The organism is Bdellovibrio sp. HCB274 (assembly GCF_047306075.1).
GTDB lineage: Bacteria > Bdellovibrionota > Bdellovibrionia > Bdellovibrionales > Bdellovibrionaceae > Bdellovibrio.
Genome location: NZ_CP178623.1, coordinates 3,203,683 through 3,230,633 on the forward strand (window position 1 = coordinate 3,203,683; position 26,951 = coordinate 3,230,633).

The following is a 26,951-nucleotide window of genomic DNA, read 5'->3' on the forward strand; positions in this document are numbered from 1 at the left end:
AGATTTAAGAAAGTTTTCGCGAGGATTCGTGGATGATTTCCGCGATCTCCATATTCTCGAGAGCAGAAAGCGAAACTTCAAAGCGGCCTTCATCGCAAAGGCCGCTGATGCCCGCGGATTCGTAAGACTCATTAAGCCCCGCACGCAGCTTAGGTAAAAGTAATTTGGCAAAACGCTCCGCCAGCTCATCACACACTTTACAATCTAACTCTGTCCCAAGATGACCTTCACGTCCTTCAACCGTCGTTACCCACTCACGCTCCATCCACGGCGGATCATGTCTGACATGCTGAACATGACCGCACTCCAGTTTTGCAACCCAGTGGTTTTCCGAATCAGTAAGATATCCGACGATTCCCTGTTTCATATTTTATCCTGTCACCAGTTAGTTTGTTTCCTGACTGATATGCGGAGCGAGCGCACTTTGCAGTTGTTTTACGATCGCGGGATGCCCGGCGATGATTGAGTTCTTATAAGGATTGTACTTGTCACCTCGATAAGTGGTAACGATTCCACCCGCTTCCTCCACCAGCAAAATTCCTGCTGCTGAATCCCACGGTTGAATGTTTCTTTCCCAGTATCCATCAAACACACCGCGCGCAACTTGAGCCAGATCATAAGCGGCAGCGCCAGGACGACGAATGCCCCGGGCTTTACGAACGACGTCAGTGAAAATTTTCAGTTGTTCTGAAATCACGTGCTCGTGCTCTGCCACGAAACCTGTTGCCAGCAAGGCATCTTCAAGTTTGTCATTTTTCGTTATCGAAAGTTTTCTGCCGTTAACAAATGCACCTTCACCGCGAATCGCCGTGTAAGTTTCGTTAAGCATGGGTACGTCGATAACTGCGAGTTGAATTTGTCCGTTAATTTCCAGTCCAAGGCTTATACAAAAAATCGGAAACCGATGAATGTAATTCGTAGTTCCATCCAAGGGATCCAGAATCCATCGACCTTGTGCACCCGCAGAAGCCCACTGGACTTTGGCCCCAGCGGCATAAGATTCTTCTCCAAGGAACTCTATGTCAGGAAAATTTTTCTTTAAGTAATCCGAGATGACTCGTTCTGATTCTTTGTCGGCCTCTGACACAAGTCCAGCTTGGAATTTATGTTCGATGTGCTCTAAGTTACCGAAATAATTGAGAAGCACTTCACGACCTAAACTTACTGCCTTAATTGCCGTACCTAAGACCTGCTTCCAATCCCTTGATTTTACGCTGTTTTCCACGCTGTCACCCCTAAGTCAGGACCGTCAGATGATTGACCGATTCCAGGACTTAAAGCTACCATGGATGTAAGGCCAAAGGAAGGGCCCGAAACTTAAGCATTTACGCGGGTTTTAACACTATGAGGATTCAAAAAATGGCAGCGAAATCAGATACGGTTGTAAAACTAGTGATAGTTTTGTTCATCTCTCTACTTTCTTTTTCGGTAGGTCTTTTTGCCGGTAAGAACTTTAGTGACAACCAACACACGATTTCACAACTTGAGCCACAAAAAGCAGGAGCAACTCGCGAAGTGGCTTCTGAACATGGTGCGACAGCTACAGAAACTAAATCCGGCGCGATGACAGACGAAGAAATCGCAAAGCTTGCTGAGGAATTCGTGGCAGACGAAGCTCCTGCTGCAACAACGGCTGCTCACGGTGAAGGTCATGGCGAGGTTGCTGCACACAGCACAGCACCTGCCGCTCACGGTACAGCTCCAGCTGCAACAACAGCGACTGGTCACGAAACAAAAGCTGATGCTCACGGTGCTCCAGCGAAAACAGCCACTAAAGAAGAGCCTTCAAATGTTGCTAAAGAATTGGCAGCAGGCAAAGCTCCACAAACTCGCACAGCTCCAGCGCCTGCCGCAAAAAAAGAGGAATCCCGCATTCCTTCTTCTTTGCCTAAAGATGTTGCCCAATACACAGTCGGTAAATTCACAGTTCAAGTTGCTGCTTATGCTGACGAAGCTGAAGCACAGAAGTTTGCTTCTGATTTGAAAACAAAAGGCTACAGCGCATTCTATGTGCCTGCGAACATCAAAGGTAAAACATGGTACCGTGTAAGCGTGGGTCAATTTGCAACTTCCAAAGAAGCAGCTTCTTACAGATCCGAATTGTTGACGAAAGCAAAAGTATCCTCTGCGATCGTTCAAAAAATCACTGAGTAATCTTCCTTACTCAGAACTCGCGAAGAAGCCTGCGCTCATCCCGCAGGCTTTTTTTATTCCCGACCCTTGTCTGTTTTCCATATTCCAAAGTCGGTCACGGCCAGTGTCGCTGATCACAACACGAAATTCCCGCTTGGTATTCTGAATAAGCCAGCTCATTCTAAAATCACCATCAATGAATGGAGGCTTTCATGAGCAGGAAATCCACTCGCTTGATTTTGACAGGTTCTATTTATTCTTTTCTGGGAATTGTCGCTTTGTTATTTGCATCAGCCACCACTCTTGCTGCAGTCCTGACCTTGGCAGCAGTTCTTGCCATCGGTGGTATTGCGCAAATCATTTACGGAATTCAAGGGCGTAGGACCGGTCAGCTGTGGCCCCATGTCGGCTTAGGGTGTCTGGCATTCGTATGTGCGGTTCTGATTGCCAGAGATCCCTTCGTGAACACGATGATTTTCACTTTGATGATTGGATTCTATTTGCTGGCAAGTGGTTTATCCAAAGTGATCGGCGCAACAATCGAACGCTCCACGGGATGGGGATACTATCTGGCAAACGGATTACTTTCGTTATTTTTGGCAGCGATCGTTTTGTACAACTATCCGCTTTCATCATTTTGGACGATCGGAACCTTCGTTGGGGTCGACCTGCTGTTTGGTGGATTGAGTTTGATGGGCTTGGGTTATTCAATTCGCAGAGCCCGTCAGGAAGTCGTGCAGAACATGAACTCGATGCTGCCTGAAACCTTTGATGAAATTGAGTATGAGTACTTTCACAAACAGAGTGCTGAGATGGAAGATGCTCACAGTGGCAGCGGAAAACCTAAAGACAAAGACAAGGATAAAGACCGCGAACCGACTTTACATTAGGACACTAAGAAATTACCAAGAGTAGTAAAAACCACCGCGCATAAGACCACCGAATGTGGGATTGGGATCAAACTCCTGTCCCATCAAGGCGCGACCCTCAATAGCAGCGATAACTCCAAAGCCATAAAATACATCATAGGAAATATCAGCCCCCGCCGCCAAGCCGCCCATCATTTTAGAACCTGTGCTGTCGTTTTGCGTGATGCCAGACAAAGTTGTTTTGATATCTTCGGTATAAGTACCAACGCCACCTGCACCATACACAGACATGCGCAAAGGTTTACTGGCGCGATGTCTCCATAAGTGCCAGCGTCCCCACAAAAGCATTTCTTTGTGTTCACGGGAGATATTTAAAGTGGAATTACCAGATGATTCACTAAAGGTGGAATACTCAAACAAGACCGACCAGGTCGTGGCGCGATAGGCGAAACTTAAATTCTGGGGATTTTGCTCCAGCCAGTTTCCGGCAGAGTCTTTTTCGTAACGCATTTCCAAAGCCAGCGGATAGATCTGAAATTGATTTAATTCCGGAACAACAGACGGTCGCTTCATGCGAGATTGTTGCGCAAAAGCTCCTACAGACGTCAGAAGTGCCAGAATCAAAATCAAAAATCTCATTTCTTATCCCCGACAACTTCATAGCGATTGTTTTTGTTCTCGCAGGACTTCGAGGATCCTTCAGCCGAGTTCATGACTTCAACCAGGAACTGACATTCCTTTTCGTTCATATCAGGAATTTGCGCGGCAAAAACCTGAAGGAATCTTGTGGGAGGATAGTAAATGTTTGCTTCGTTTTCGACAAAGTCCTGACGGAATGCCGGCAGCGTTGCCACGATCCAGCTTGCAACCTTAAGACGCATTTCCACTGCATCCACACCGCGGGCTTCCGCAGATTTATCAGCAAAATGTTTCAACAGGCGGGAGTATTTCGTACCCAGGCTGTAAGCCATGTCACGCATGTACTCTTCATATGTTTGACGGGAATTAAAGTTCACATAGCTTGCAGCAATACCGCGAAGGCGGTCCGCAGATACCAGGCCGACCACTTCATACTCCCCGATATTCAAAGAGCGCTGCAATTTAAAATCAGGCAAAGACGAAGCAATGAAATCCGCATCACCGGTATAAACCCAGCCCCAGAAGTCAGCCAGGCCTTCGTTCAAACCACGGTGCAGGTAACGATTGTAGTAACGCTTAACCAGTTTTTCTGAAAGTGCGACTTCACGGCCTTTGCCGATTTTCAATCCACTCTCGGTACGTGGATTTGGAGTGGCCTGGTCAGAAGAATCCGTGATACCAGCCGCTTCTAAAAACTGCGCACGATCATGGTTGGAGCCGGTGTTCACAGTTTGCTCGCCCGCGGGATCACTGAAGTCCTTCATCACAAGCTTGTAGTAAAGCGAATGAAAGTGTTCATGGGCCAGAATTCCACCATTAACGGCGATAGGCAGGTTTTGGTGAGTATAAGGCACGATCAAAATTGAATCTGTTGTTCCATCGTAAAGGGCATTGTTAACCAAGCCACTGGATTCACGAACGGCGACGCCGATATCACGAGGCCAACGGTTCACACCACCAGCACCCACGGCTTCATCCATTTTCGCAAGGTTTTGCATGTGAGCGTAGATCACCACGAGCTGCTGGCTTTGCTCGTTTGTCGGAACGTATTTTTCGTCTGAGTTTTTAATGAAGCGACCTTGTGGAGCGGGACCATTCAGGCGGTTGTCCAAAATGCGCGGACTGATGAAAAAGCGAACGAAACGTCCGGAAACCTCGCGCAAATTATCCAATCCTGAAAGCTCGATGAACTTAAGGGAGAGACTGCTTTTGCTATCGTTCATAGGCGCAAGAACCTGAACCGAGCCAGAAACCTGGGACGTGTTTTCCTGACCTGAGCATGCTGTGACAGCCAGGGCCAGTAACATTACGGACGTGATTTTAGGAAGAACGAGCTTCACAAAGTCCTCTCCAGGCTCTATAAAAAACCGAGCCTCGTTGGGTCTTCGACCTAACGCGTTATAGTTTTAGCGGAAGTTCACAAAAAACTCAATGATAACTTAGGGATAGACAAACTTTGTCAGTCCCACTAAAACTTCGACACCCTCCTTCGCCAAGGCTTCGGCGGGCAGGGCCCGTCTGGGACAACAGGCAAGGCTTGTGGAATGGGAGTATCAACGTGGATGTATTGGAATTTGTTACGAAAAATTTGAACCCTGCGCAGAAGGATGCGGTTGAGACTCTTGAGGGGCCCGTATTGATCTTGGCAGGTGCTGGCTCTGGCAAAACCCGCGTTCTTACTCATCGCATGGCAAATATGATCGGCAATGGTGCCGCGAGCCCTGAAGAAATCCTGATGGTGACCTTTACGAATAAGGCTGCCAAGGAGATGGAACATCGTATTTACAAGCTTCTGACCGAACTTCAAGTCCCAGTTCACAGCCAGCTTTGGATCTCCACTTTCCATAGTTTTTGCGTGCGCATCCTTCGTCAGCATATCACGCTTTTGGATTACAAACCTTTCTTTGGAATCTATGACTCGTCCGATACGCTTTCACAAATCAAGAAAGTCATGACGGCGTTAAACATCAACGACAAAATTTATCCTGCAAAAAACTTCCAGGGACGTATCAGCAGCGCCAAAATGATGGGACTAAATCCCGAGCAATTCGAAAAAGGCAACAAGCGCCTGATGGATCAAAAAACCGTCGAGGTTTACAAAGCCTATGAAGCCGAAATGCGCAAAGCAAACAGTCTGGATTTCGATGATCTTCTGATGAAGACTTACGAACTTTTCCGCATGTATCCAGACATTCTGGCGCAGTACCAGCAAAAATTCCGCTTCATTATGGTGGATGAGTATCAGGATACCAATCACATCCAGTACTTGCTGGTGCAAATGCTGGCGAAAGCCCATCGCAATCTTTGTGTTGTCGGTGACGAGGATCAATCGATCTATTCATGGCGTGGAGCGGACATTAAAAACATTCTGGATTTCGAAAAGGATTTTCCAGAAGCGAAAGTTGTGAAGCTTGAGGAAAACTATCGCTCGTCTGCAAACATTGTGAATGCAGCGACCGCGGTAATCAAAAACAATTCCCAGCGTAAAGATAAAACTCTGTTCACTTCCAATCAGGAAGGCGATTTGATCAACGTGCGCGAAGAGCGCAATGAATACGACGAAGCCAAATTCGTGGCTAAGACCATTCAGACCATGATCAATGACGGCGAAGGGTCCTACAACGACTATGCAGTCTTCTATCGCACCAATGCCCAGTCCCGCGTGCTGGAGGAACAACTGCGTACCACAGGGATTCCTTATCGCCTGGTCGGCGGCGTGCGCTTCTATGAGCGCATGGAGATCAAGGACATCCTTTGCTATTTGAAGCTTTCGATCAATCCGGCAGACGACATCGCCTTTAAACGCGTGATCAATGTGCCGGCCCGTGGAATCGGCAAAACCACTGTTGAAAAACTGGAAGAGCTGGCTCACCAAAAAAATCTGACGCTGATGGAAGCTGCAGAAAAAGCTGTGAACGAACGCATCCTGCCTGCGGGTACGACCGGAAAAATCCGCAGATTCCTGGATATGATGACAGAGCTTCAGGTGAATGCTTCTTCGTTTAAACTGACTGACTTCTATCACATTGTTTTGGATCGCACCGAATACCTGATGGCTTTGAAAAAAGATGAATCTCCTGAAGCCCAGGCACGTATTGAAAACTTAGAGGAACTCGACAACGCCATCGTCCAATTTGCAAAAGAGCGTGGCGAGGAATCCACTTTGACCAGCTTCCTTGAGGAAATGGCATTGGTGAATGATGTCGACTCACTGGATCAAGAACAAAACTCTGTGACCATGATGACTCTGCACATTTCCAAAGGTTTGGAATTTCCGTATGTTTTCGTTGTGGGCCTGGAGGAAAATCTATTCCCAAGTTCCCGCAGTGCAGAATCTGAAGATAAGGATGATGTCGAGGAAGAACGTCGTCTGGCTTATGTAGGGATGACCCGCGCGCGCCAAAAACTGTGGCTGACTTACGCTAAAATGCGCCGCGTATGGGGGCAGGAACAATTCAATCCGCCGTCACGCTTCCTTAAGGAAATTCCGACTCAGTTTGTGAACTTTAAATCCGCGGCTGCAGATGCGCCTCGCTTTGTTTCACGGTATGGCACCAGCGGCAGCAACTCGGACGAGTACTTCCCAAGTGCGTGGTCCTCTTCGGGCAGCAGCGACCGCAATAAGCCCCGTTCCGGTGGAGATGACTTCGATACTCAGGACTTCCCTGACTATGACGACATGGGTTCTTCCAACAAGAGTTCTTACTCTAAGGGAATGCGTGTCCGCCACCCTACTTTTGGAGTCGGCACGGTGTATTCAACTGAAGGCGCTGGAGACAATCTTAAAGTCAGCGTTATGTTCACCGACAACACAGTTAAAAAGTTTGTCGTTAAGTATGCGCGTCTAGAACGAGTTTAATAGAATTTGGGTTGACTCCTTTTTGATAAACAACAATCATTTTTGTTGAATTGACAAAGGAGTCACAATGAAAAAACTTTTAGTATCAGCAGCCGTGATCGTTTCCGCAGTTTGCTCTGTAGCTTCTGCAAAAGATTACACTTCTTCTTTCACTTCTTACAGCTCTGCGCCGCTGAACGAAGTTACAACAAACCTTACACAAGGTAACTTCTATTCCGGCAATCAATGTAAAGATTGCGACAGCGGAACAGCTATCACTGCAAGCGCTTCTTACCTGCGCTATTTGCAAGACGGCTGGCAAGTGGGCGGCGAAGGCGGCATCCAAATCCTTTCCAAAGCTTTCTCTGGCACAGGCGAGAGCGAAACTTTGATCGATCTTGCAGCGATCGGTGCTTACAACTTCCAAAGCGATTTGAAATCTTCTTTCTACGCTAAAGCGGGTGTAGGTCTATACTCTGTTCGTGATGGCGGCGACTACGAAAACCAATTCGGTTTCTTTATCGGCGGCGGTAAGCGCTTCCAGATCTTTGATGGCATCACTTACACTCCAGAACTTCGTCTTGAGAAAAAAGGTGAGTTGGACATGGGCATCAACATCGCATTCCTTAACTTCTCTCTTTTCTGGAACTAATTGTTCTTTGAAAATCTGAAAAGTCGAAAGGCTTCGGGCAACCGAAGCCTTTTTTCGTTTTCAGCCGTAAGGTTTGCTTTGATTTTAGCGTCCAAGTTGTTACCCTTGATACATGACAACACTAAAGTTATTCATCACAGCCCTTGGTTTACTGGTTTCTTCCCTTAGCTTCGCAGCTCCCCGTCCTGGTTTTAAACTGGTGGGACCAAAAGCGATCACCGAAGACAATGTGAAATTCCGCTGGCTTAGTAACGACGGCGAAATTATTTTGAAATGCGCCCACGTTTACGATCGCCCTGATGCCTGGGACTGGGATGTTTGGTGTGGCAAAGGCACAAAAATGCTGCGCGAGTTCCGCGTGCACTTTCTGGTTCAGGAATACAACAACCCAAGTAAAGAGAAAAAAGCCTACCATGTATTGTATTGGGTGACAGATCGCAACTCTGAACCGCGCAAGTTCGATTCGATGTCGCAGTGGTTGCAGTTCAACGGCAAACCTGAAGTTGAGTTCTTTGATTTTTCAGTGGGCGTGGAAAACGACTACGGCATCCTGGAACTGGAATACCGTCCGTAGGTGATATCGTTCTTTATGAAAGCGGAGCTTTGGCAGCTTTCAGATTGTTCCATTCTTCAAGGTAGTGATCCAGCTCGGGCTTTTTGATTTTTTCTGGCGCCGGGCTGACATACTTCGCTTCGACTCCGTCCCAGCCTTTATAGAATCGCGTATTGCCTTCGCGAGCAGTTTCGTAATTAGGAACAAGATAAGTTTTGCCGCCGCCGTCTGGGATATCGACTGATAAATTTGGCATCGCTAGTCCTGACAGATGTCCCCACAGCTCTTTTTGAATTTCCAACGAGTCTTCAATCGACGTGCGCAGGTGATCGGTACCTTGCGAAGGATCGCACTGGAACATGTAATACGGTTTTACTCTTAAGAAAAGCAAGCGGCGGTTTAGAGCCTGCACCAGTGCTGGATGATTGTTGATTCCGTTTAACAGAACCATTTGATTCATCACCGGCACACCGTTATCCACAAGCTTTTCAAGACCTGCGGCGGCTTCGGCCGTTAGTTCGTTTGGATGATTGAAGTGCGACATCAAAAACACGGGCTTGTGCTTCTTCAAAATCTTTACCAGGTCATCCGTGATACGCATCGGGCACACCACCGGCATGCGCGAACCAATGCGAATGATTTCAACATGCTCGATCGCACGCAAGTCACCCAGCACGCGATCCAACTGGCCATCACTGACCGTCAAGGGATCACCGCCAGACAAAATGATTTCGCGGATGCCTGGATGGGATTTGATGTACTGAATAGCTTTTTCGTACTCTTCGTTACGGATGAAAGCCTGCTCCTGACCTGTGAAATGTTTGCGGGTGCAGAAGCGGCAATACACACTGCAAATATCGGTAATCAAAAACAACACGCGATCAGAATAACGATGAATCACGCGCGGAGCGGGATTGTTCTTACGCTCGCCCAATGGATCCAGCATTTGCTGCAAACCATCTTCCATTTCGATTTTTTGCGGCATTAAAATCTGGCGAATGGATTCACCCGCTTCACCAGCGAGGCTTGCGTAGTACGGCGTTGTGCGAATATTGAAAAGTTCTGAACCTTCGCTGAAGGCTTCGTTTTCAGATTCAGAAAGAGTAAACGCCTTTTCAAAATCCGCTTTGCTTTTCAACGAATGACGAAGCTGCCAAGTCCAATTATTCCAATCGGATTCAGCGATATGTACAGGCTTGGGGGCAGAGGGAAAATGCAGCTTCATTGAGCGGTTGTTATCAATGAAAAACCCCCTTTTCGCAAGCGGAAGCGCCACAAAGTGGCATTTTCACCGGCTTTCCTCACATGCCCCTTAATGGCATGTAAATGCCTGTATTCACGCGGATATTCTATTTTCTCAGGATGACACTCCAGAAGTTAGACATGTGAGATTTTCTAGGACACCCCTCTCAGAATGAGAATGCCCAACACTTTCGCCCGCTTACAGGTGCCACCCAAACACCCCCAAGTTGGCCCGGCCTTGGCTTTACAACTAAGTAGGAAAAAGGGTCTGGAAGACCTATTAACTAGGAGGACTTTATGAAATTCAACGCTAACCAGAAAAAATGGGCCATGACAGGTGTTCTACTTGCTGTACTTGGTTTCAATATCTCTCCACCAAAATCAATGGTGGGTTTTTCAATGGCTGACCTTGCATCGGAAAAAGAGAACATCAAAACCGGTTCTTTTGAATTCGATGGCTCTGAGTACCTTACAGAGTTCGAAAAGCGAGGCAACAGAACCAGCGTAAGAATTGATAAAGTCGAATTCACATCCGAAAGCGGATCCAAAGTTCTGTGTGGCACTTGCTCCACAACTTATGTATTCGATAAGAACTTCCAAACAAATACTACTGAATTAAATGACATCGCAATCGAACTGGTTGCAGCTTCCCGAAAATCCAAAAAAGAAGAAGCTCCAGAGCGCGGCGCTGAACGCGTAAAAGCTGTTAAGAAAGAAAAGTCTGAAAAAGAAGAAAAAGCTCCTGCAAAGAAATCAAAATCAGATACGAAAGATAAATACGCTAAACTAAATCAAGCGCTGGCTGATCTTTCAAAGAACTGCGCAGATATGGAATCTGATGAAGAAATGGAACTAACCGCAAAGGGAGCAACTATGGTTTGCTACTCTGAAGGCCTAAAATCACTTTTCTCCGACCTGGATAGCGATGAAATCAATGACAGCACCGTACTTTCATTTATCAGCAGAAGAGTTATGCCTGTTCAAGCAGAGGTTATTCTGGAAAACAGACAAGCTCACTATGACTACCTGACAGGAAAATCTTCATCCAAACCAAAGGAAATTAAAGAACTATTGTACTCTCTTGAGAACTTTATCGCAGTAATTCCTGAAGGCCACTCTAAACTTCAGCAATCCCTAATCAACTCTTCTGCATCAATTAAAACTGCAGACTTGAAGTTCATTCAGGCACTAAAACAGAAGGCAGCAAATACAACTGTAAGCGCTGAAAGATCTGCATATCTGGACGAAGTAATTTGGAGAACTCAAACGAATCCAACTCTAGACACAGAGCTAAACTCTATGTCTCAACGTATCTCAGTCGTTACGGATGGCATGCAAAAAGCAAATCAGTTCTCAGCGGGACTGCAACAATCTCTTGCTGAAGCATTTGCAGCTGCGGGAACTACAGCTCAAGGTCAAACATCTGCTGATACAGTTGTTATTAACGGTCAAGTTTACAGACGTACAGAGGGTGTTGGTCGTGGCGGAGCAACTGGACAAGGTATCGCAACTATTCCAAATGCGGTTCCTAACAACGTAATCCAAGGCAATTTCCAATCCAGCGGTATGCCGACGCAGTTTGTTCCGGCACAACCTGGCAACTCAACGATGACTCAAGTTCCAGGTCAGCAGCAATACGTTCCACAACCGAATCAGTATCAACAGTGGCAGCAACAATACCAACCACAAGGTGCTGCACCGGTTGGCACAAGCAGAACTTCAGGAATGCTACGCCAATAGTAGTAACAGAAATTCCAAATTAAGAAATTCCTCCAACGGGTCCACGACGGGCCCGTTTCCATTTTTTACTTAATGAAAAAACTAACGGATATAAATTTGAATGTTCGCTGGGATGTTGCGATCGAGGTTTTGAAGGTTCATGCGCACGTCGATGATTTGATCGGCAAAGTAGCGGGCGCCGGCGTCGCGGGGGCCGCGGTAGTCGCCTTGCACTGTCCAGATGGGTTGTTGCCCTTTGTTTTTAAGCCAGATCATTGGATTTTGGATACGAACAGTACCACGGGATACGCGAACCAAAATTTCTGAGTAAGCTTCTTTGGAGTTAACCGGGAAGATTTTCATCATCGGTGCATTTTGAAAAACTGTTTCGTTAGCGACCATCTTCCATTGACCTGCATAAGCAGATACAGAAATAAAAAACGCTGCGAACAAAGTCAGAAATTTCGTCATACATTCTCCCTATAAAATCTTATACTCAAACGAGTGCAGTCGAACGACGGCATCTTCTGAATAAAGCCCTAAAGCACCGGCCTGATCATACAAAGACTCGGGCATCTCTTTACCTAGGTAGTCCAAAACCAGATCTCCGTCACGAAAAACCCGATAGCGTTTGCCTTGTTTAACAAAATAAAATGTAGAACGCGCCCCAATCTCCAGGGGAGCGGCCTGTGAAGTCATTAAAAACTTCTGCCCTTTCTCCTGAAAGAACCGCCCCAACTCCACACCAGAGTTAGGTTTCTGCAGAAAATAATTCGCCGTCTTAACCAACTTAGGATCTTTTCGATAGTTACTAACAAACCAAAAAACCTCCCAATCATTAGGAGTCGAAGACCGCAGCTGCCGAACCGTAGTAACCTCAGCCCGAACCACAAAATCATTAACCGGCTTAACCAAAGAATTCTTCAACAACAAAAGACTGGAAAAAGTCTGCCCCGATTTCCGAGCCACCCGAGGATAAAAAACCAACTCCCCCAGACCATCTTCATCAAACTTAACCACTCCCCCACCATCATAAACCACATCCCAATACTCAGCAGTCAAAGGCACCTTCAACAACCGCCCCCCAGGAATATCATTAAAAGAAGAAGAGGAGTGATGCACACAAGCCCCCAAAAGAACGCAAACAAGAATTAAAACAAAAGCTTTCATAAGAAAAAGCCTAGCCCGCTTCTCCCATTCTTCTCAAGAAATCCCCCGGGGGATTTCAAAAGACAATTCACTGGTTCTTAGAAGGCGGCGGGAGTGGAACAGGTGCGCAGCGACCTCCGTGGGCGCAGGATGCGCGAACCCGCGCAAGCGGGCCACGGTGAGCCCGGAAGGCGTGTCGCGGAGCACCTGTTCCACTCCCACCGCCTTCTAAGCACCCCAGAAAAAAGGCAAAAAAAATCCCCCGGGAGTTTCCTCCCGGGGGCCCTGCTCACCACCAAACAAGTAGTATCATGTAGTCATCAAGCTGTCGTACAAGTTGCAATCAAGTTGTGATCAAAAGCTGATGGCGGCTTTAGATGCAAATCCAAATGTAAAATCGTTACCCAAATTCCCACCGGCGCCGGAACCATTTTTCCAAGCTTCCCCTGGGAACAACAAACCAAGTTGATTCACCCATTGAACACGTTCAAGTGGTTGATAAACAACTTCGATATCCCATTCTAGGCCCAAATCTTTTTTAGCATCAACAGAATTCGGAAGAACGTTCATCAATTGAGCATAAATCACGGTGTTACGAACACTGAAGCGCTCGTTGATCGTGTAATTCACTGAAGGCGCCAGGTAGTATGCATTTCCAACGCTTTCGTCGTCTGCAGAATTACCCACACCCAAAGCTGCTCCATTCGCTGCAGTTGGTTTCACTGCATCCGTATTGAACAGATCCGCCTGACCCAAACGATGGTTGAACATCAACATCGCAACGTCATAGTTTTTGTTATAAGCAAAACCACTGAAGTTCGTGGAATCAGTATCACCTGTCGCCATACCCAGTTTGAAAGAGTAATCCCATTTGGATTCTCTTGCCGGGAAGTACAATTCAGCTGCCAAACCAAAGCCATCAACTTTCACGTCTTCAGTACCGCGCTGGATCCCTGTTTGACCAGACTGGAACGCACCTTCAAACTTGTATCCGAAGGAGTCCCAACCGCGACCCAACACAAAACTTGTTGTGTTGATGCTCATCTCGCCACCAACTGTGCCACCAGCTCCAGCTGTATAAGCAGCAATTTGCTCAGTCGTGTAATTCAAAGTGGTGTTAGCACCTTTTTTCTGCTCAACATAAATACCCATCAAAGATTTCGCTTCGACGTTTTCGTATTGAAGTTGTGCACCCCAGAATGTTTGGTTATTACCCTGACCGAAATCATTCGCAACCATGCGACCGATCATTGGCATCAGGAACCAGTCACCCACGATGATTTTGTAGGCTGCCATATCACGAGTGTTATACCAGTGATCAAACGCCCCTTTACCCGCGGAGTAAAGCATGCCCGTTCCGAATTCAAACGGCACACGGCCCACCAACAAAGAACCGAATTCCTGATTCACGTTCAAGTAAAGCTGACTTGCAGAAATAGTCGCAGGACCTTGATTGCCTGAAGACATTTGATTTCCGCCGGATGTCGCTGAATCTGAAGTGTTCATCCCCCAGATAGTACCCAATTGGGAACCTGGATAAATCTCACTGTTAAAAATATCAAAGCGAGAAACGATGTTAATACCATCGGCTGCGATGATTTTCGGAGTCAGGTACAGATAATTCAAGCCATAAGCTTTTCTTTGCGTTGGATCAGTCAAAGAAGGTCTATCCACCTCTGTCCATTCCGCGCGGTATCCACCCGACCAATCCAATGACATCGCTTGCGCCGCAGTGGACGTCAGCGCAATGGAAAGACCCAATACTTTTAGAAAATGTGCTTTCAACATTCGCATTCCTTTACTTTTCTACCAAACCCATCACTTCGGTTTCGCGAAGGATGACGAGGTCTTCATTTTGAATATTAATTTTTGAGCCGGAATATTGTGAGAACACAACTTTGTCCCCCACTTTCAATTCCATTGGGCGAAGATGCCCTTTTTTGCTGATGTGTCCGCGTCCCACAGCAACCACAGTTCCGTGAAGATTCCCGGAAACATCTGCTACCGTGTCTGGAATATAAAGCAAACCGCTGGCTGTCGTACGCTCAGCTCCTGAAAGTTGAACCATCAAACGATCATCCAAGGGAGTCACGAAATCAGTCAGGTCCACAACCTTCTTAGCCACAGGCTTAATCGCCTGTTTAATGGCAGGAGCTGTGCTTTTTGCAGGCGTCGCTTTTTTCGCCGGCGCCATTGCGGATTTCTTTGTTGCAGCTTTGGCAGCCAATTTCTTAACTGGCTTTGCCACCGTCTTCTTAGCCGGCTTTACTGCTGGTTTCTTAACCGCAGTTTTCTTTGCGGAAGCTTTCTTTGCCGGAGACTTTTTGGAAGCTTTTTTAACGACCTTGCTTGCGGATTTTTTTACGACCTTTTTTACGGTCTTTTTGACGGCTTTCTTTGCAGAAGATTTCTTCTTAGCCACAACTTTTCCCTTTCACGAAAAAACTACTTCAACAGTGTCTGTTTTTCGTACTACTCTATGTGCATGTTGCGACCACGATTAAAGACCATTTTATTTTGTTTTACAATCCTTGTGACGCTTGCAATCATCGCGGGACTTGGGTTTGCCACTTATTCCTATTTCTCACTCGAAAAAGAGATGACTCAAAAGCTGGAATCCAAGCGCTTCATTGTACCCACTGAGTACTACGCGGGGCCGCGTGTTTTCAGCGCTCGCAACTCAGGCACTCCCGAGGTCATCGAGGGCTTATTCACTAAGCAGAATTTCCGTCGTCGCGAGTATGATCAACGTTTATTACAAGGGGATTACTTCCTTGCTGACCGAGAGCAGTGCAGCGCCCGCATGCAACTCCCGTTGGACGAAAACCAGGTCGGCTGTTTGGCTTGGGTCAACAAGGACATCCCGACTGAAAAAGTGGATAGTTCCCTGCAAGTTTTGGTATTCCAAAATGACAGCACGATTTCAAAAATATTTGCTGGAGCCCCTTTCCAGGAAGTCACTTCAGCCTTTGGCGAAGCACCCCTTTTGGCACAGTACATTGGTAACGAACCTTTAATGCAAAAAACCGTGACTTTGGGTGAAGTTCCGCCCACGTGCTCCAATGCCATCATGGCGATCGAAGATGCCCAGTTTTTGGAGCATGGCGGAGTCAGCTTTAAAGGCATTCTTCGCGCCTTGGTCAAGAACATCACCACCGGACGCAAAGAAGGCGGCAGTACGATCACCCAGCAATTGGTTAAAAACTATTTCCTGACCAGCGAAAGAACGATCAAAAGAAAGTATCAGGAATTCATCATGTCGATTCTTTTGGAATCACGTTTTAACAAAGATGAAATTCTGGAAACTTATCTGAATGTCATCTACATGGGACAAAATGGATCGTTCCAGGTGCGCGGTTACGGAGCGGCAGCCAGATATTATTTTAACAAAGAAGTCACCAATCTGGATCTGTCAGAGTGTTCATTGCTGGCAGCTATCGTGAACAGCCCTGGCCTGTACAATCCATTCAAAAAACCGGCAAATGCAGAACGTCGTCGCCATCTGGTGCTGGAGAAAATGAAGGGACTGGATTTCATCACCGAATCGCAAATGGCTACGGCTGACAATACGCCCCTGCCTCGCGCCCCGGTGACATTGGCAACGGAAACAGCACCTTACTATCTTGATGCCGTTCGCAAACAACTGGATGGATTGAAAGTTCCTGTTGAAGGATTGCGCATTTACACTGCTCTGGATTTGGAATCCCAGCAGGCAGCTCAGGAATCCCTAAGCGGGCATTTGAATAATCTTGAAAAAACCAACAAGCACATCAAAGGCCTTAAAGAAAAAGGCAACAGTCTGGAAGGTATCGTATTAGTTGGCGACAATCGCACGGGACTTGTAACTGTCGTGGTTGGTGGTCGCAACTATCGTATGACTCAGTTTAACCGCGCGATTGACGGCCATCGCCAGGTCGGTTCCACAATGAAGCCGTTCGTATTTCTGACAGCGCTTATTAATGAAACTCCCGAGGGAAAACCCTTCACGCCAATCACTTTGCTAAATGATGAAAAGCAGCAAATCAAGTACGAAGGACAAACCTGGGCTCCGGAAAATTACGGCAAAAAATACTTCGGCACAGTGCCCATGTTCTATGCTTTAAAAAATTCACTGAATGCTGCGACAGCAAATTTAGGGATGAGTGTGGGCATTGGGAACATCGTCGATGTCGCACATAAATTTGGCGTGGATTCCGAGCTAAAAGCGTTTCCGTCCCTGACCCTGGGAGCCTTTGAAATGTATCCTCGTGAAGTTTTGCAGAGCTACATGACCATTGCAAATCTGGGTACGCGCAAAGATATTTCCTTCGTGCGAAAAGCGGTTAATGCCGACGGAGCCGAGGTTTACACTTTCAATCCCAACGAACGCCAGGTTGAGGACCCGGCCATTGTGGCAAGTCTGATCAGCATGATGAAACAAGTGGTGATTTCTGGTTCAGCACGCGCGATTCCGCTCAATGGTTTCACGAATCCTGCTGCGGGAAAAACCGGAACCACCAACGATAACAAAGATGCCTGGTTCAGTGGATTCACTCCATACCTGACCACGATTGTTTGGGTGGGTTACGATAATAACCTTCAACACAAACTTACGGGCTCCAGTGGTGGTGTTCCCGTATGGACTGATTTTATGAAGAAAATCGGCAGCCGCTATCCAGCGGATGATTTTGCTTTACCGGAAGACGCGGTGAAGGTGACTTTGGACGAAGACACGTTAAAAGCATTGAATGCTCTGCAAGCTCCGTTTGATCCGACATCAGTTGAGTTGGTATTTAAGAAAGGCACTGAACCCTAAAGAACAACTTCCAGTCCTTCATGGGCAAAATCCCAAAGGACCGGAGGAACTTCTTCGTTATTTTCTGACGTGGCCGTCGCCACAGAATTATAATATTCCATCGTTTGACGACGTAATTCCAAAACGTGATCCGTGCGAGCCCCCGGATCATGATGCGCAAACAAGACGCGTTTGATGCCTTCGCGGAAGGCGATTTCCAATCCAACTTGGGCAGCACTGTGACCCCAGTTTGCTTTTTCAGCCAACTCCGGCAACGTGTACTGCGCATCGAAGTACATTAAATCAATGTCCTGATACAACGGAAGATCCGCACCCAACTCGTCCTGAGTCACGCGGGTACCTTCGGTGTCCACGCAATGCGCGTAAGCTTTTCCTTCGGCTTCCACTTTAAATCCCCAGCAAGGATCTGGATGATCCAACTGGTAAGGAGTGACTTTAAACTCACCCACTTGTATTTGTTTGCGTGGTTCTAAAACATGAAAATGAATGCGAGCTTGCAGTGCCTCAAACGGAACCGGGAAGTACGGTTTTTTAAACAGACCGCGAATCAACACTTCCAGTTCAGACTGAACTGCGTAGTAGTGAATTTCTTCGCCAGGAATAAAATGCGGCACGAAAAATGGCAAACCAATCACATGATCCCAATGAAAGTGAGTCATGAAAATATGGTAAGGGCCCTTCTTGCGAGTCGCTGTGCCATTTAAAATTTTCTCGCTGATGGAACGAATGCCACTGCCGCCATCGATGATAATCTGACTGTTGCCACAGTTCAGCTCCACACAAGTTGTTGCAGATCCATAACCGCCCACCGCTGGTTCCTGCAAACCGCGAATATACTCAGGCACTTGGTGTGCACTGTGATGACCCGAATTAAAAAAGTTCTGAAGAACTCCTTCGATGTGGTTCACCCAAGCTGATGGTGGTGGGGATGATGGCAAAGAGCCACGAACGCCCCAAAATTTTATGGAGAATGACATACCTTCTAAGGATGCCTCAGAATAAACACGAAACAAATTAATATTTTCTCCTCTGGTCCTGACTTAAGTAGTGTCACTGAAGGAGTCTAAGATGCCGCCACGTAAGGATTACTCGAATGGTGGTTCCTTTTGCACCTCCCCGTTACACGGCGCCTCTAACACTAACCAGATAAGATCCTGATATCACTAGATATTTTTTAACCTTATAAACCCCAATTAAGACCAAAAACTGGTACGCCAATTGCTTATACTCCCCATATGGAAATTCGGAGACAAAATGACATCATTGCCTTTCGTGCGCCTGGGGAACTCCCGGTGGCTTTTCATGCGCGAAATCTTGAAGTCGCAGACATCTCCGAAGAACTCTGGAACACCCTGGGCGGAGTCGAAGATTCCGAACTTCAGTCAGTTCTGAACGAATGGAATTCAGAAATCAATCCCGCGGTGACCACTCACAAGTTGGCCCGGGAAATTCGCTCTTTGACGATCAACGTGACCCAGATCTGCAATTTAAAATGCACTTACTGCGCGGCTGGCGGCGACGGCACATATGGGGCTGCGCAAACAAAAATCTCCGTTGAAAAAACACTGCCGCAATTGAAGTTCTTTTTGGATAAGCTTCCTGATTCAGGAACTTTCCGTATTGGTTTTATCGGTGGCGAACCGTTGCTGTATCCTGAAGGCATTCGCGCCATTGCAAACTATGTGAAGTTGATGACGGCGGGCCGCAACCTGCGCGCGCAGTTTGCAATTGTGACGAATGGCACTTTGCTAAGTGATGCCAATGTTGAGCTTCTAAAAGAAATCAACTGCAACGTTTCTGTCAGCATTGATGGTGCGGCCGAGTACAACGACATCTCCCGCCCGATGAAAAACGGCCAAGGCAGTACAGCCCTGGTGATCGAAGGACTTAAAAAACTATTCGCCGTAAAATCAGAATTAGGCTCCATCACTTTGCACGGCGTATTCACAGCGCAAAATATGAATCTGGTAAAAGCCTATGAGTTCTATCGTCAATTCCCGGCTGACACTTACGAGTTCACTTATAGCGTTTCAGATTTGAACCAGGAAGCCAGTGACAGCTTCACTCGCGAGATGCGGGAAGTGGCGGCGATTGCCTATTCCCAGGGTGGCGAAGAAGCTCTAAGAAAAATCAATTTCTTCAACCGCGTCTTTTCGGCGTTGGATAGCCAGCGCCGAACGGAAAACTTCTGCGGAGCCGGTAAATCCCTGCTGGTGGTGGATGCGCGAAATAATCTGTTCTCGTGCCCTTGGGATGTAGGCAATGCCAGCGAGAAAGTCGGCCAGGGTTCAGAAGTATCCGAAGCCGCACTTGATAAATATGCCCAACCCCTGATTGAACAAAACAACTGCCAATCCTGCTGGGCCCGCTTTCTGTGTGGCGGTGGCTGCATGTTTGTCCACAAGGAAGCAACGGGCTCCAAGAACCAAAAAAACGGTCAGTTCTGTGAGCGCCAAAGAACTTTAATGGAAACCGCAATTTTATACTTTAAAAAATGTCGTCAGACTGATATTCAAAAGGACAGTGACTATGGAAAACACTAAAAAAACATCAAACAACCACATCAAGAAAGTAAAGCCTCGCGGCGCCGTGCTTTCAGCGACTCAAGTCGAAGACAACTGCATTCCCGTAAAATAACCAGGAGCACTTAACTCCATGAAGCTGCCAAGTCCATTCGAAGAAACATCAAATTCTTCGAAACCAGTGCAATACCGCGTTTACGCGATCAGAGCTATTTTAGCTGTGATCATGGCGTCGCTTATTGCCCAAATCAATTTGGACTATTTGGAATCCTGGCTTTATGACTTCCGCATTCGCTCTGAAATCTTTCAAAGAACTTCGGGGAAAATCGAGCTGGTTTATATTAAACCCTCGACGATTCAGCTCTTCAAAGGCCAACCGAACGCCAAAGACCAGACAGCGATCCTTTATAACCTGTTAGCAGCAGAACCACGCGCGATCGTCTATGACTTCCCGATCGAGCAAGCTCAGGGCAGTGAAGAGGATAAAGCCGAGTGGGCGAATCTTATCACGACAAATACAAACGTCTTCGTCGCGACACCGGATACTCCGCTAAAAGGCGAAGAACGCAGTCTGTATCTGCCAATTCCCTATGATGGTATTCGCATGGTCTCTGCGCCGAAGACCTCTGACACGATTAACTTCGCCAAAGACCGCGTAACCAGAAGGATGCTTCTGTCGTATCAGGGTGCTACGATGCTGCCGGCAACGCTGGCCGCTCTTTATAATCCGGAAATCAAGGATCTGGAAAATATCCGTGGTCACTTTGATTTCTATGACACTCGCCAATCTTTTATCGATTTCCGCAGACCAGGTTCTTTTCCCTCGGCCGTCTTTGACGATCTGGCAAATGGCTCCGTCGACTGGAATCGCTATAAAGATAAAATCGTGATCATCGGGACTGATTTAAACACCAGCGAAGCTGACTATATTCTGACTCCGTACAGCCGCATTCCCTCTGCCATGACCCGCATCGAAATGCAGGCCAACATGACAGACACATTGATCCGCAACTCCAGTCCGCTTCGCATGCCTTCTTATGTGAACTGGATTTTACTGACACTGATTTCAGTTTTGGCGATTCAAATCGTCCTAAGCATGAGCCCGGCAATGGGTCTCTCCATCCTGTTAGGAACTCTGACAGGGTTTTCTGCGATTTCCTTTGCGTTGTTCTGGTTATTTGGGTGGTGGATCACTATGGCAGCACCGTTACTTGCGGGCTTCCTGGTTTACTATTTCTTTATCCCCTACCGTCTGATTATCGAAAATCGCCGCAGCTGGGAATACTATCAAAAGAATAAACTTCTCAGTCAGGTGGAAGAGCTAAAAACCAATTTTATCTCGATGATGTCCCATGACCTGAAAACACCGATTGCGCGGATTCAGGGTATGACGGATGTGATTCTGTCTGATCAGGTTACTCTGAGTCCCCAACAGCGCGAGGCCGTGGACACCATCAAGCACTCGTCAGACGATTTATTGAAATTTATCAGCTCGATTTTGAACTACGGGAAAATCCAAAGTGAAGGTGTCGAACTTCACATGCAAACCAAGGACATCAACACGATCCTGCAGGAAGTCGTGCGTAAGCATGAGTTCCTGGCTAAGGTAAAACGTATTCAGATCGTTTCTGAACTGGAGCCTTTGTTCCCGATTCGTATGGATCCGGATCTGATGCGCCAGGTTTTATCGAATCTGGTGGAAAACGCGATCAAATACAGCCCGGATGACACCAAGATTCTGGTCACCAGCGAAGAGAAAGCTGACAAAGTTGTCATTCAGGTTTCCGATCAGGGACCTGGAATCCCTGAGGACGAGCTGAACAATATCTTTATGAAGTTCTTCCGCAGTAAAAACGTAAAGAGCACGCAGATCAAAGGTTCGGGGTTAGGCCTGTACCTTGCTAAATATTTTACAGAGTTGCACAAGGGTCGCATCTTTGTGGAGTCGAAAGATGGAAAAGGTTCCACATTTACGGTAGAACTGCCGATGGAACAAGGGGGCGTAAATGCTTAAGGTTTTGGTAGTAGACGACGATCAGGGTTTAAGACTGTCTGTAAAAACAGCCTTAACATCAACCCAGCGTTTCGAAGTTGATGAATCCTTCGATGGCGTCAATGCCATGGAGAAAATCAAAGCTGGCACGACCAAGTATGACCTTGTGATTCTGGACGTCGACATGCCTCGCATGAATGGTCTGGAAACTCTTCGCCAGATCAAAGAGTACGATTCTGGAATCATCGTGATGGTGATGACAGCTCATGCAACACTGAACGACGCTGTTCAGGCAGTTAAAGATGGCGCTTACAACTACCTTTCAAAACCAGTTGCCAGTGACGAGCTTTTAACTTTGATCGATAAAGCCGTTAACGCCCACAATCTGATTTCCAATATCGCGTTCTCTGCCCCAGTGATGGTCGAGGAAGGTCGCAAGATCATCGGTCACACATCACAAATGCAAAAAGTATTTAACATCATTCACCGTCTTGCCAAAGTGGAGACTCCGGTTTTGATCCGTGGTGCTTCCGGTACAGGTAAAGAGCTGGTTGCGAAAGCGATCCACTTTAACTCTGCCCGCAAGGATGAAAAATTCGTCGCGATCAATTGTTCTGCGATCCCTGAAAACCTGTTTGAATCAGAACTGTTCGGTCACGAAAAAGGTTCCTTCACAGGAGCGGATCAACGTAAAATCGGTAAGTTCCAGTTTGCTGAAGGCGGCACATTGTTCCTGGATGAAGTGGGCGATATGCCCCAGCTAATGCAGGTAAAAATTCTGCGCGTGCTGCAGGAAAAACTGTTCACACCTGTGGGATCTAACCGCGAATTCGCAACCAATGTGCGTATCATCGCAGCCACCAACAGACCTTTGGAAGACATGATCAAAGCGGGAACATTCCGCGAAGATCTATTCTATCGCCTGAACGTGGTACCTATATTCCTTCCCGCTCTTCAGGAGCGTAAAGACGACCTTGAGCACATGATCAATATCTTCATTAAGAAGTTTAACCAGGCTCATGGCAAACGCATCAACGGTATTACTCCGGATGCGATGAATGTTTTGAAAAAGCATTCATGGCCAGGAAACATCCGTGAACTTGAAAACGTGATCGAGCACGCGTTCGTTTTGGAAACTACGAATCTGATCACGATCGCAAGTCTTCCTGAAGCTTTGTTGATTGCAACAGGCACAAACCTGATTGACCTGTCTCCGTTTGAACAGGCTCAGGACGTGGCTTCGGCGGGAATCGTAAAAGCCGCTAAAGCTCATGCTGGTTTGGGTGAAGACGAAGATGCAGCTGGCAGCGATATCGACTCTCAGGATCTTGAGGGTGAAGAGATCGTTCCATACTCTGGTGAAAATCTTGATTTCAATGCGCAGAAAGAAGCCTTTGAAAAAGAGTTTATCATCAAAGCATTAAAAACTTTCCGCGGACGCATCAATCAAACAGCTTTGCATGCGAATATTCCAAAGAAGACGCTTTTGCGCAAAATCGAAAAATACGGCATCAACGCCAAAGATTATTCGCTATAAAAAGCGCGCGAAATCAGCTTCCCACAAGGCCTTCCTGGATCAGGAGGGCCTTTTGTTTTTTATAAGGCGGCAAAGTAAATACCCGCGAGAACGGCGCCAGGACTGCGAAATCAAGTTAAACTTCGCAATAAAAAATCGGTTTCTGCATCGCCTCTAGTTTATTTTCCGAAAGAAAGAGCCCAGATCTAGTGTTGCATAAAAAAGAGGCATAATTTGTTTTGCATTGTTGCTGGCAAGGCGTTGACTCGATGTTATGAAATTTGTAACGTCAGTCCCTCGACCCTAAGGAAATTCACTGAATGACTATGAACCCCTTGCCGCCGCAGGCTTACACAAAAGAGACGCTGCTGAAAGCCTATCAATGGCTGATGTCGCAAAACTCTAATATCAAGGAGATCGCAACGACTCCTGATATGCTTGTTAGCCTATACCTTAAAGCGACCCGCGATGGCGAAAGTGCGTTGGAACGTCCAAGTATCAAGAATTTCAAATCAGAGTTGAAAAGCCTGGCTGGTTTGATGGGCGAGTTGGATCGCCCTCAACAACAACAGCACCACCACAGCAACAGTGGTGCGGGTGCAACTTACCACCCTCCGGTTCAGCAAGTGCTGCAACCCCAGGCTGCGCAAGTCATGCCTCAACCGGTTCAACCGGTGGCTCAAACTGTTGTTCATGCGCAACAGGCTCCGGCACCTGCAGTTTTGCCAGCGGTGACGACACAGACACTGCCTCCCCAAACTCATCAAGTCTCTTACACAGAGAAAACTTTGACTGCGACCACCCAATCCTCCCACGTGATGGATGTCTTTGATTGCGGTACTAAATTAATGATTCAGGAAGTCAAAGAAGAGTTCAATTTGAGTTCTGATTTAGAAGCCTTGCGCATGCTGATAAAAATCGGTTATGTGAAGTCTAAAGGCATGCTAAAGTAATTCCCAAGAGGCTCCAACATGAAGAAAAAATACATCTGGCTGCTGGCCATTTCCGGTTTCCTAATTGCACTTGATCAAGTGATTAAGCTTTACGTGCATACACACTTTCACCTTGGTGAATCCGTTGTGGTTATTCCAGACTTTTTCAACCTTACTTACGTAAGAAACTTTGGCGCGGCATTTGGATTCCTGGCTGAAAGCCATCCATCCTTCCGTGAATTGTTTTTCCTTACAATGCCTCCGATCGCTTTGATCATCATCCTGGGCATCCTTCGCGGCGTAAAAGATGACGACACGAAACAGATCATTGCCTTGTCCAGCATCTTTGGTGGCGCTATCGGTAACTACATTGACCGTATCCGCTTCCGCTATGTGATCGACTTCCTGGATTTCCATATCTATGGCAAATGGAGCTGGCCTGCATTCAACGTGGCTGACATGGCCATCGTCGGCGGCGTGTGTTTGCTCCTGCTTCTGATGTTCCTGGAAAACAAAAAGAAAGAATCTACCGAAGGCGCTTAAAGGCGCCTTTTCTATTTCGGAAAGCTACTTGTTCGGGATGTTTTTACGAAGCTTGCGCTGCAGGCTTTGACGATGCAGCCCCAGCTTCTTGGCGGCCTGGGTGATATTGCCATTGGACGAAGTCAGCACGTAATCAATGTACTCGCGCTCCATGCGTGCCAGCGATATTTCAGATTCATCACTCTCCACCGCCGGAGTTTCAGTTTCGGCAAAAGCTCTGACGATCATATCGGGAGTGACCGGTTTAGCCAGGAAATTTTCAGCTCCCAGCTGCATGGATTTTACTGCGGAAGCAACCGAGCCGAATCCGCTCATCATCACCACTCGCGCCGTCGGGAATTTTGCTGTCAGAAGTTTGATAAAATCCAGACCGTTGTCGTTACCGACACGCAGATCCAGCAAGACCCCGTCGGGTGTTTGAATGCGGTTTAAATCCGGCAGCTCCGCAAAACTTTGCACGATGAAATCACGCTCTTCCAGCTCCTGGTGCAAAACCTCGCGCAGGCGCGTGTCGTCTTCGATCAGCAAAATATTTTTTACGTGTTTTTTCATACCGGCTCCTCGTAAGGAATTGTCAATCGGGCCGTGGCTCCCTTGCCGGAAGCATTGTTCGCCAAAGAAAATTCACCACCCATGGACTGCGCCGTCATCATGGCCGAGTATACTCCCAGTCCATTTCCGTGCTGTTTGTTGGTATTGAATGGCTCGCCCAGACGCTCGATCACTTCCGATGCGACACCGGATCCCTGATCGATCACTTCGATAATCACTTCCTGATCATCCTGGCGAAGCTTCACGGTGATGTCAGCGTTGGCCGGCGAAGCCTCTTTCGCATTATCAAGCAAATCCAAAATCATTTGTGCAAAGGACAGGGGCTGCAGACGGCAGAAGAAATCTTTCTCGACCATGACTTTGTGAAGTGTGATTTTATTATCGATCTCCCAGGAACGGACGAGGTCTTTAAGAACCGCGCTGAGGTTGAGCTTTTGCAACTCCCCTTCAGCAGAGGTCATAAATACGCCGGCCATTTTCTGAAAGATGGAAATACATTCGTCCAAAGAAAGTTGTGCCTGCTGAATTTCCGCATGGGCTGCCACGGGATCGCCAAGTTTTCGCACTCCTCTGTCCAAGCGAAGCTTCAAAGAATTAAGCGGCGTTGCCATCTCATGGGAAAACCCGGCAGCCAATGCACCCAAAGATTTCAAACGATCTGCGCGGTGCTGGCGATTCTGCAGGCTGCGAATACGCTCTTCCTGCTTTTCTAAAAGACCCGAGAACAGATGCGCGACAAACCACGCGCCTAAAACCACAACCCACTCAAACATAAAATCGAAATACAGCGCACGACGATCAATATTTAACGTCATCGCTGCATCCCGGTTTGTTTCAAATTGCAGAATACCCAACAACAACATAATCAAAGCGGCAAACAAGGCACTTTGGCGACGTAACAGCATACCTCCCAAAAAGGCATGCAAAGTCAGAACATAAATAAAAGGATTTGCGGCAGAACCACTTACGAACAATAAGCCCGCCACGGCCAGGAGATCGACCAATAATTGAACAAATAAAATCGCCTGCTCGCGCGGGCCTTTGACTTTGCTCCACAGTCCTTGAGTCAATCCGTTAAAGACCGCCAGCAAAGCAATCACGGCCATAAAATAAAACAGCTGTTCTTTTAAAAGATAACCGGCCTGAAGCAGCGGGAAAGTTCCGGCCATCATAAAGATGATCGCAATCCAGCGGAAGCGAACGATTCCCTGAATCAGCGACGATGAGTCTGGCCAAAATGCTTTTATAAGAGACGAAGACATGGGCTTTTCATAGTCCAGAGCGACTTTCACAGCAAGGAATAG

The 26,951-nt window shown here is 47.1% G+C and carries 24 protein-coding genes; 12 read left to right on the plus strand and 12 right to left on the minus strand.

Going from position 1 to position 26,951, the window contains the following annotated elements; genetic code table 11:
• Window positions 1-4: 4 nt before the first annotated feature.
• Both ACLWNV_RS15535 and ACLWNV_RS15540 read right to left on the minus strand, forming a co-directional pair.
• Window positions 5-367: a DUF3565 domain-containing protein gene (locus ACLWNV_RS15535; RefSeq protein WP_413585352.1), complete on the minus strand. Its 363-nt coding sequence runs from the start codon at window positions 365-367 to the stop codon at window positions 5-7.
• A gap of 18 nt (window positions 368-385) precedes the next feature.
• A complete protein-coding gene (locus ACLWNV_RS15540; RefSeq protein WP_413585353.1) occupies window positions 386-1,225 on the minus strand; it encodes an inositol monophosphatase family protein in 840 nt (279 codons plus the stop codon).
• Between the two features lie 134 nt (window positions 1,226-1,359).
• Between ACLWNV_RS15540 and ACLWNV_RS15545 the strand changes: the two genes are divergently transcribed.
• Together ACLWNV_RS15545 and ACLWNV_RS15550 are read left to right on the plus strand one after the other, a co-directional pair.
• Window positions 1,360-2,154: an SPOR domain-containing protein gene (locus ACLWNV_RS15545; protein ID WP_413585354.1), complete on the plus strand. Its 795-nt coding sequence runs from the start codon at window positions 1,360-1,362 to the stop codon at window positions 2,152-2,154.
• A gap of 191 nt (window positions 2,155-2,345) precedes the next feature.
• Window positions 2,346-3,023, plus strand: coding sequence for an HdeD family acid-resistance protein (locus ACLWNV_RS15550; RefSeq protein ID WP_413585355.1), 678 nt, complete (start codon window positions 2,346-2,348; stop codon window positions 3,021-3,023).
• A 12-nt stretch (window positions 3,024-3,035) separates the two neighbouring features.
• On the opposite strand, the gene ACLWNV_RS15555 is transcribed toward ACLWNV_RS15550, so the two are convergent.
• Together ACLWNV_RS15555 and ACLWNV_RS15560 are read right to left on the minus strand one after the other, a co-directional pair.
• Window positions 3,036-3,641, minus strand: coding sequence for a hypothetical protein (locus ACLWNV_RS15555; RefSeq protein ID WP_413585356.1), 606 nt, complete (start codon window positions 3,639-3,641; stop codon window positions 3,036-3,038).
• Complete coding sequence (locus ACLWNV_RS15560) at window positions 3,638-4,981, minus strand: hypothetical protein (protein ID WP_413585357.1); 1,344 nt, start codon at window positions 4,979-4,981, stop codon at window positions 3,638-3,640. The genes ACLWNV_RS15555 and ACLWNV_RS15560 overlap by 4 nt, the downstream gene beginning before the upstream one ends.
• 218 nt (window positions 4,982-5,199) lie before the next feature.
• Here ACLWNV_RS15560 and ACLWNV_RS15565 point away from each other — a divergent pair, with 218 nt between their 5' ends.
• From ACLWNV_RS15565 to ACLWNV_RS15575, 3 genes are all read left to right on the plus strand, one after another.
• Window positions 5,200-7,500: an ATP-dependent helicase gene (locus ACLWNV_RS15565; RefSeq protein WP_413585358.1), complete on the plus strand. Its 2,301-nt coding sequence runs from the start codon at window positions 5,200-5,202 to the stop codon at window positions 7,498-7,500.
• Window positions 7,501-7,567: 67 nt separating this feature from the next.
• Complete coding sequence (locus ACLWNV_RS15570) at window positions 7,568-8,131, plus strand: hypothetical protein (protein WP_413585359.1); 564 nt, start codon at window positions 7,568-7,570, stop codon at window positions 8,129-8,131.
• Window positions 8,132-8,243: 112 nt separating this feature from the next.
• Entirely contained in the window at window positions 8,244-8,705 is a 462-nt protein-coding gene (locus tag ACLWNV_RS15575; RefSeq protein WP_413585361.1) for a hypothetical protein, read from the plus strand.
• Window positions 8,706-8,718: 13 nt separating this feature from the next.
• Here the strand turns inward: ACLWNV_RS15575 and ACLWNV_RS15580 are convergent, their stop codons facing one another.
• Window positions 8,719-9,909 carry a KamA family radical SAM protein gene (locus ACLWNV_RS15580; protein WP_413585362.1) on the minus strand — a complete coding sequence of 397 codons (1,191 nt, stop codon included), beginning with the start codon at window positions 9,907-9,909 and terminating at the stop codon, window positions 8,719-8,721.
• A gap of 314 nt (window positions 9,910-10,223) precedes the next feature.
• Here ACLWNV_RS15580 and ACLWNV_RS15585 point away from each other — a divergent pair, with 314 nt between their 5' ends.
• A complete protein-coding gene (locus ACLWNV_RS15585) occupies window positions 10,224-11,666 on the plus strand; it encodes a hypothetical protein (protein WP_413585363.1) in 1,443 nt (480 codons plus the stop codon).
• A gap of 81 nt (window positions 11,667-11,747) precedes the next feature.
• Here the strand turns inward: ACLWNV_RS15585 and ACLWNV_RS15590 are convergent, their stop codons facing one another.
• The 4 genes from ACLWNV_RS15590 to ACLWNV_RS15605 form a co-directional block, all read right to left on the minus strand.
• Window positions 11,748-12,116: a hypothetical protein gene (locus ACLWNV_RS15590; protein WP_413585364.1), complete on the minus strand. Its 369-nt coding sequence runs from the start codon at window positions 12,114-12,116 to the stop codon at window positions 11,748-11,750.
• Window positions 12,117-12,125: 9 nt separating this feature from the next.
• Window positions 12,126-12,815: a hypothetical protein gene (locus tag ACLWNV_RS15595; RefSeq protein ID WP_413585365.1), complete on the minus strand. Its 690-nt coding sequence runs from the start codon at window positions 12,813-12,815 to the stop codon at window positions 12,126-12,128.
• 333 nt (window positions 12,816-13,148) lie between these two features.
• Complete coding sequence (locus ACLWNV_RS15600; protein ID WP_413585366.1) at window positions 13,149-14,582, minus strand: hypothetical protein; 1,434 nt, start codon at window positions 14,580-14,582, stop codon at window positions 13,149-13,151.
• A gap of 10 nt (window positions 14,583-14,592) precedes the next feature.
• Window positions 14,593-15,216: a co-chaperone GroES gene (locus tag ACLWNV_RS15605; protein WP_413585367.1), complete on the minus strand. Its 624-nt coding sequence runs from the start codon at window positions 15,214-15,216 to the stop codon at window positions 14,593-14,595.
• Window positions 15,217-15,327: 111 nt separating this feature from the next.
• Between ACLWNV_RS15605 and ACLWNV_RS15610 the strand changes: the two genes are divergently transcribed.
• Window positions 15,328-17,589, plus strand: a complete 2,262-nt coding sequence (locus ACLWNV_RS15610; protein WP_413585368.1) for a transglycosylase domain-containing protein — start codon at window positions 15,328-15,330, stop codon at window positions 17,587-17,589.
• Here ACLWNV_RS15610 and ACLWNV_RS15615 read toward each other — a convergent pair.
• Complete coding sequence (locus tag ACLWNV_RS15615; protein WP_413585369.1) at window positions 17,586-18,566, minus strand: MBL fold metallo-hydrolase; 981 nt, start codon at window positions 18,564-18,566, stop codon at window positions 17,586-17,588. The genes ACLWNV_RS15610 and ACLWNV_RS15615 overlap by 4 nt on opposite strands.
• A 258-nt stretch (window positions 18,567-18,824) precedes the next feature.
• Here ACLWNV_RS15615 and ACLWNV_RS15620 point away from each other — a divergent pair, with 258 nt between their 5' ends.
• From ACLWNV_RS15620 to lspA, 5 genes are all read left to right on the plus strand, one after another.
• Window positions 18,825-20,132: a radical SAM protein gene (locus ACLWNV_RS15620; protein WP_413585370.1), complete on the plus strand. Its 1,308-nt coding sequence runs from the start codon at window positions 18,825-18,827 to the stop codon at window positions 20,130-20,132.
• Window positions 20,133-20,244: 112 nt separating this feature from the next.
• Entirely contained in the window at window positions 20,245-22,125 is a 1,881-nt protein-coding gene (locus tag ACLWNV_RS15625) for an ATP-binding protein (RefSeq protein ID WP_413585371.1), read from the plus strand.
• A complete protein-coding gene (locus ACLWNV_RS15630; protein ID WP_413585372.1) occupies window positions 22,118-23,641 on the plus strand; it encodes a sigma-54-dependent transcriptional regulator in 1,524 nt (507 codons plus the stop codon). Before ACLWNV_RS15625 ends, ACLWNV_RS15630 begins: the two co-directional genes overlap by 8 nt.
• A 299-nt stretch (window positions 23,642-23,940) precedes the next feature.
• Window positions 23,941-24,573 carry a hypothetical protein gene (locus ACLWNV_RS15635; protein ID WP_413585373.1) on the plus strand — a complete coding sequence of 211 codons (633 nt, stop codon included), beginning with the start codon at window positions 23,941-23,943 and terminating at the stop codon, window positions 24,571-24,573.
• 18 nt (window positions 24,574-24,591) lie between these two features.
• Window positions 24,592-25,095, plus strand: coding sequence for a signal peptidase II (lspA, locus tag ACLWNV_RS15640; protein ID WP_413585374.1), 504 nt, complete (start codon window positions 24,592-24,594; stop codon window positions 25,093-25,095).
• Window positions 25,096-25,119: 24 nt separating this feature from the next.
• Here the strand turns inward: lspA and ACLWNV_RS15645 are convergent, their stop codons facing one another.
• Both ACLWNV_RS15645 and ACLWNV_RS15650 read right to left on the minus strand, forming a co-directional pair.
• Entirely contained in the window at window positions 25,120-25,647 is a 528-nt protein-coding gene (locus ACLWNV_RS15645) for a response regulator transcription factor (protein WP_413585375.1), read from the minus strand.
• The gene (locus tag ACLWNV_RS15650) at window positions 25,644-26,909 is read right to left on the minus strand and encodes a sensor histidine kinase (protein ID WP_413585376.1); all 1,266 of its coding nucleotides are present in this window, start codon (window positions 26,907-26,909) and stop codon (window positions 25,644-25,646) included. The genes ACLWNV_RS15645 and ACLWNV_RS15650 overlap by 4 nt, the downstream gene beginning before the upstream one ends.
• Window positions 26,910-26,951 lie beyond the last annotated feature (42 nt).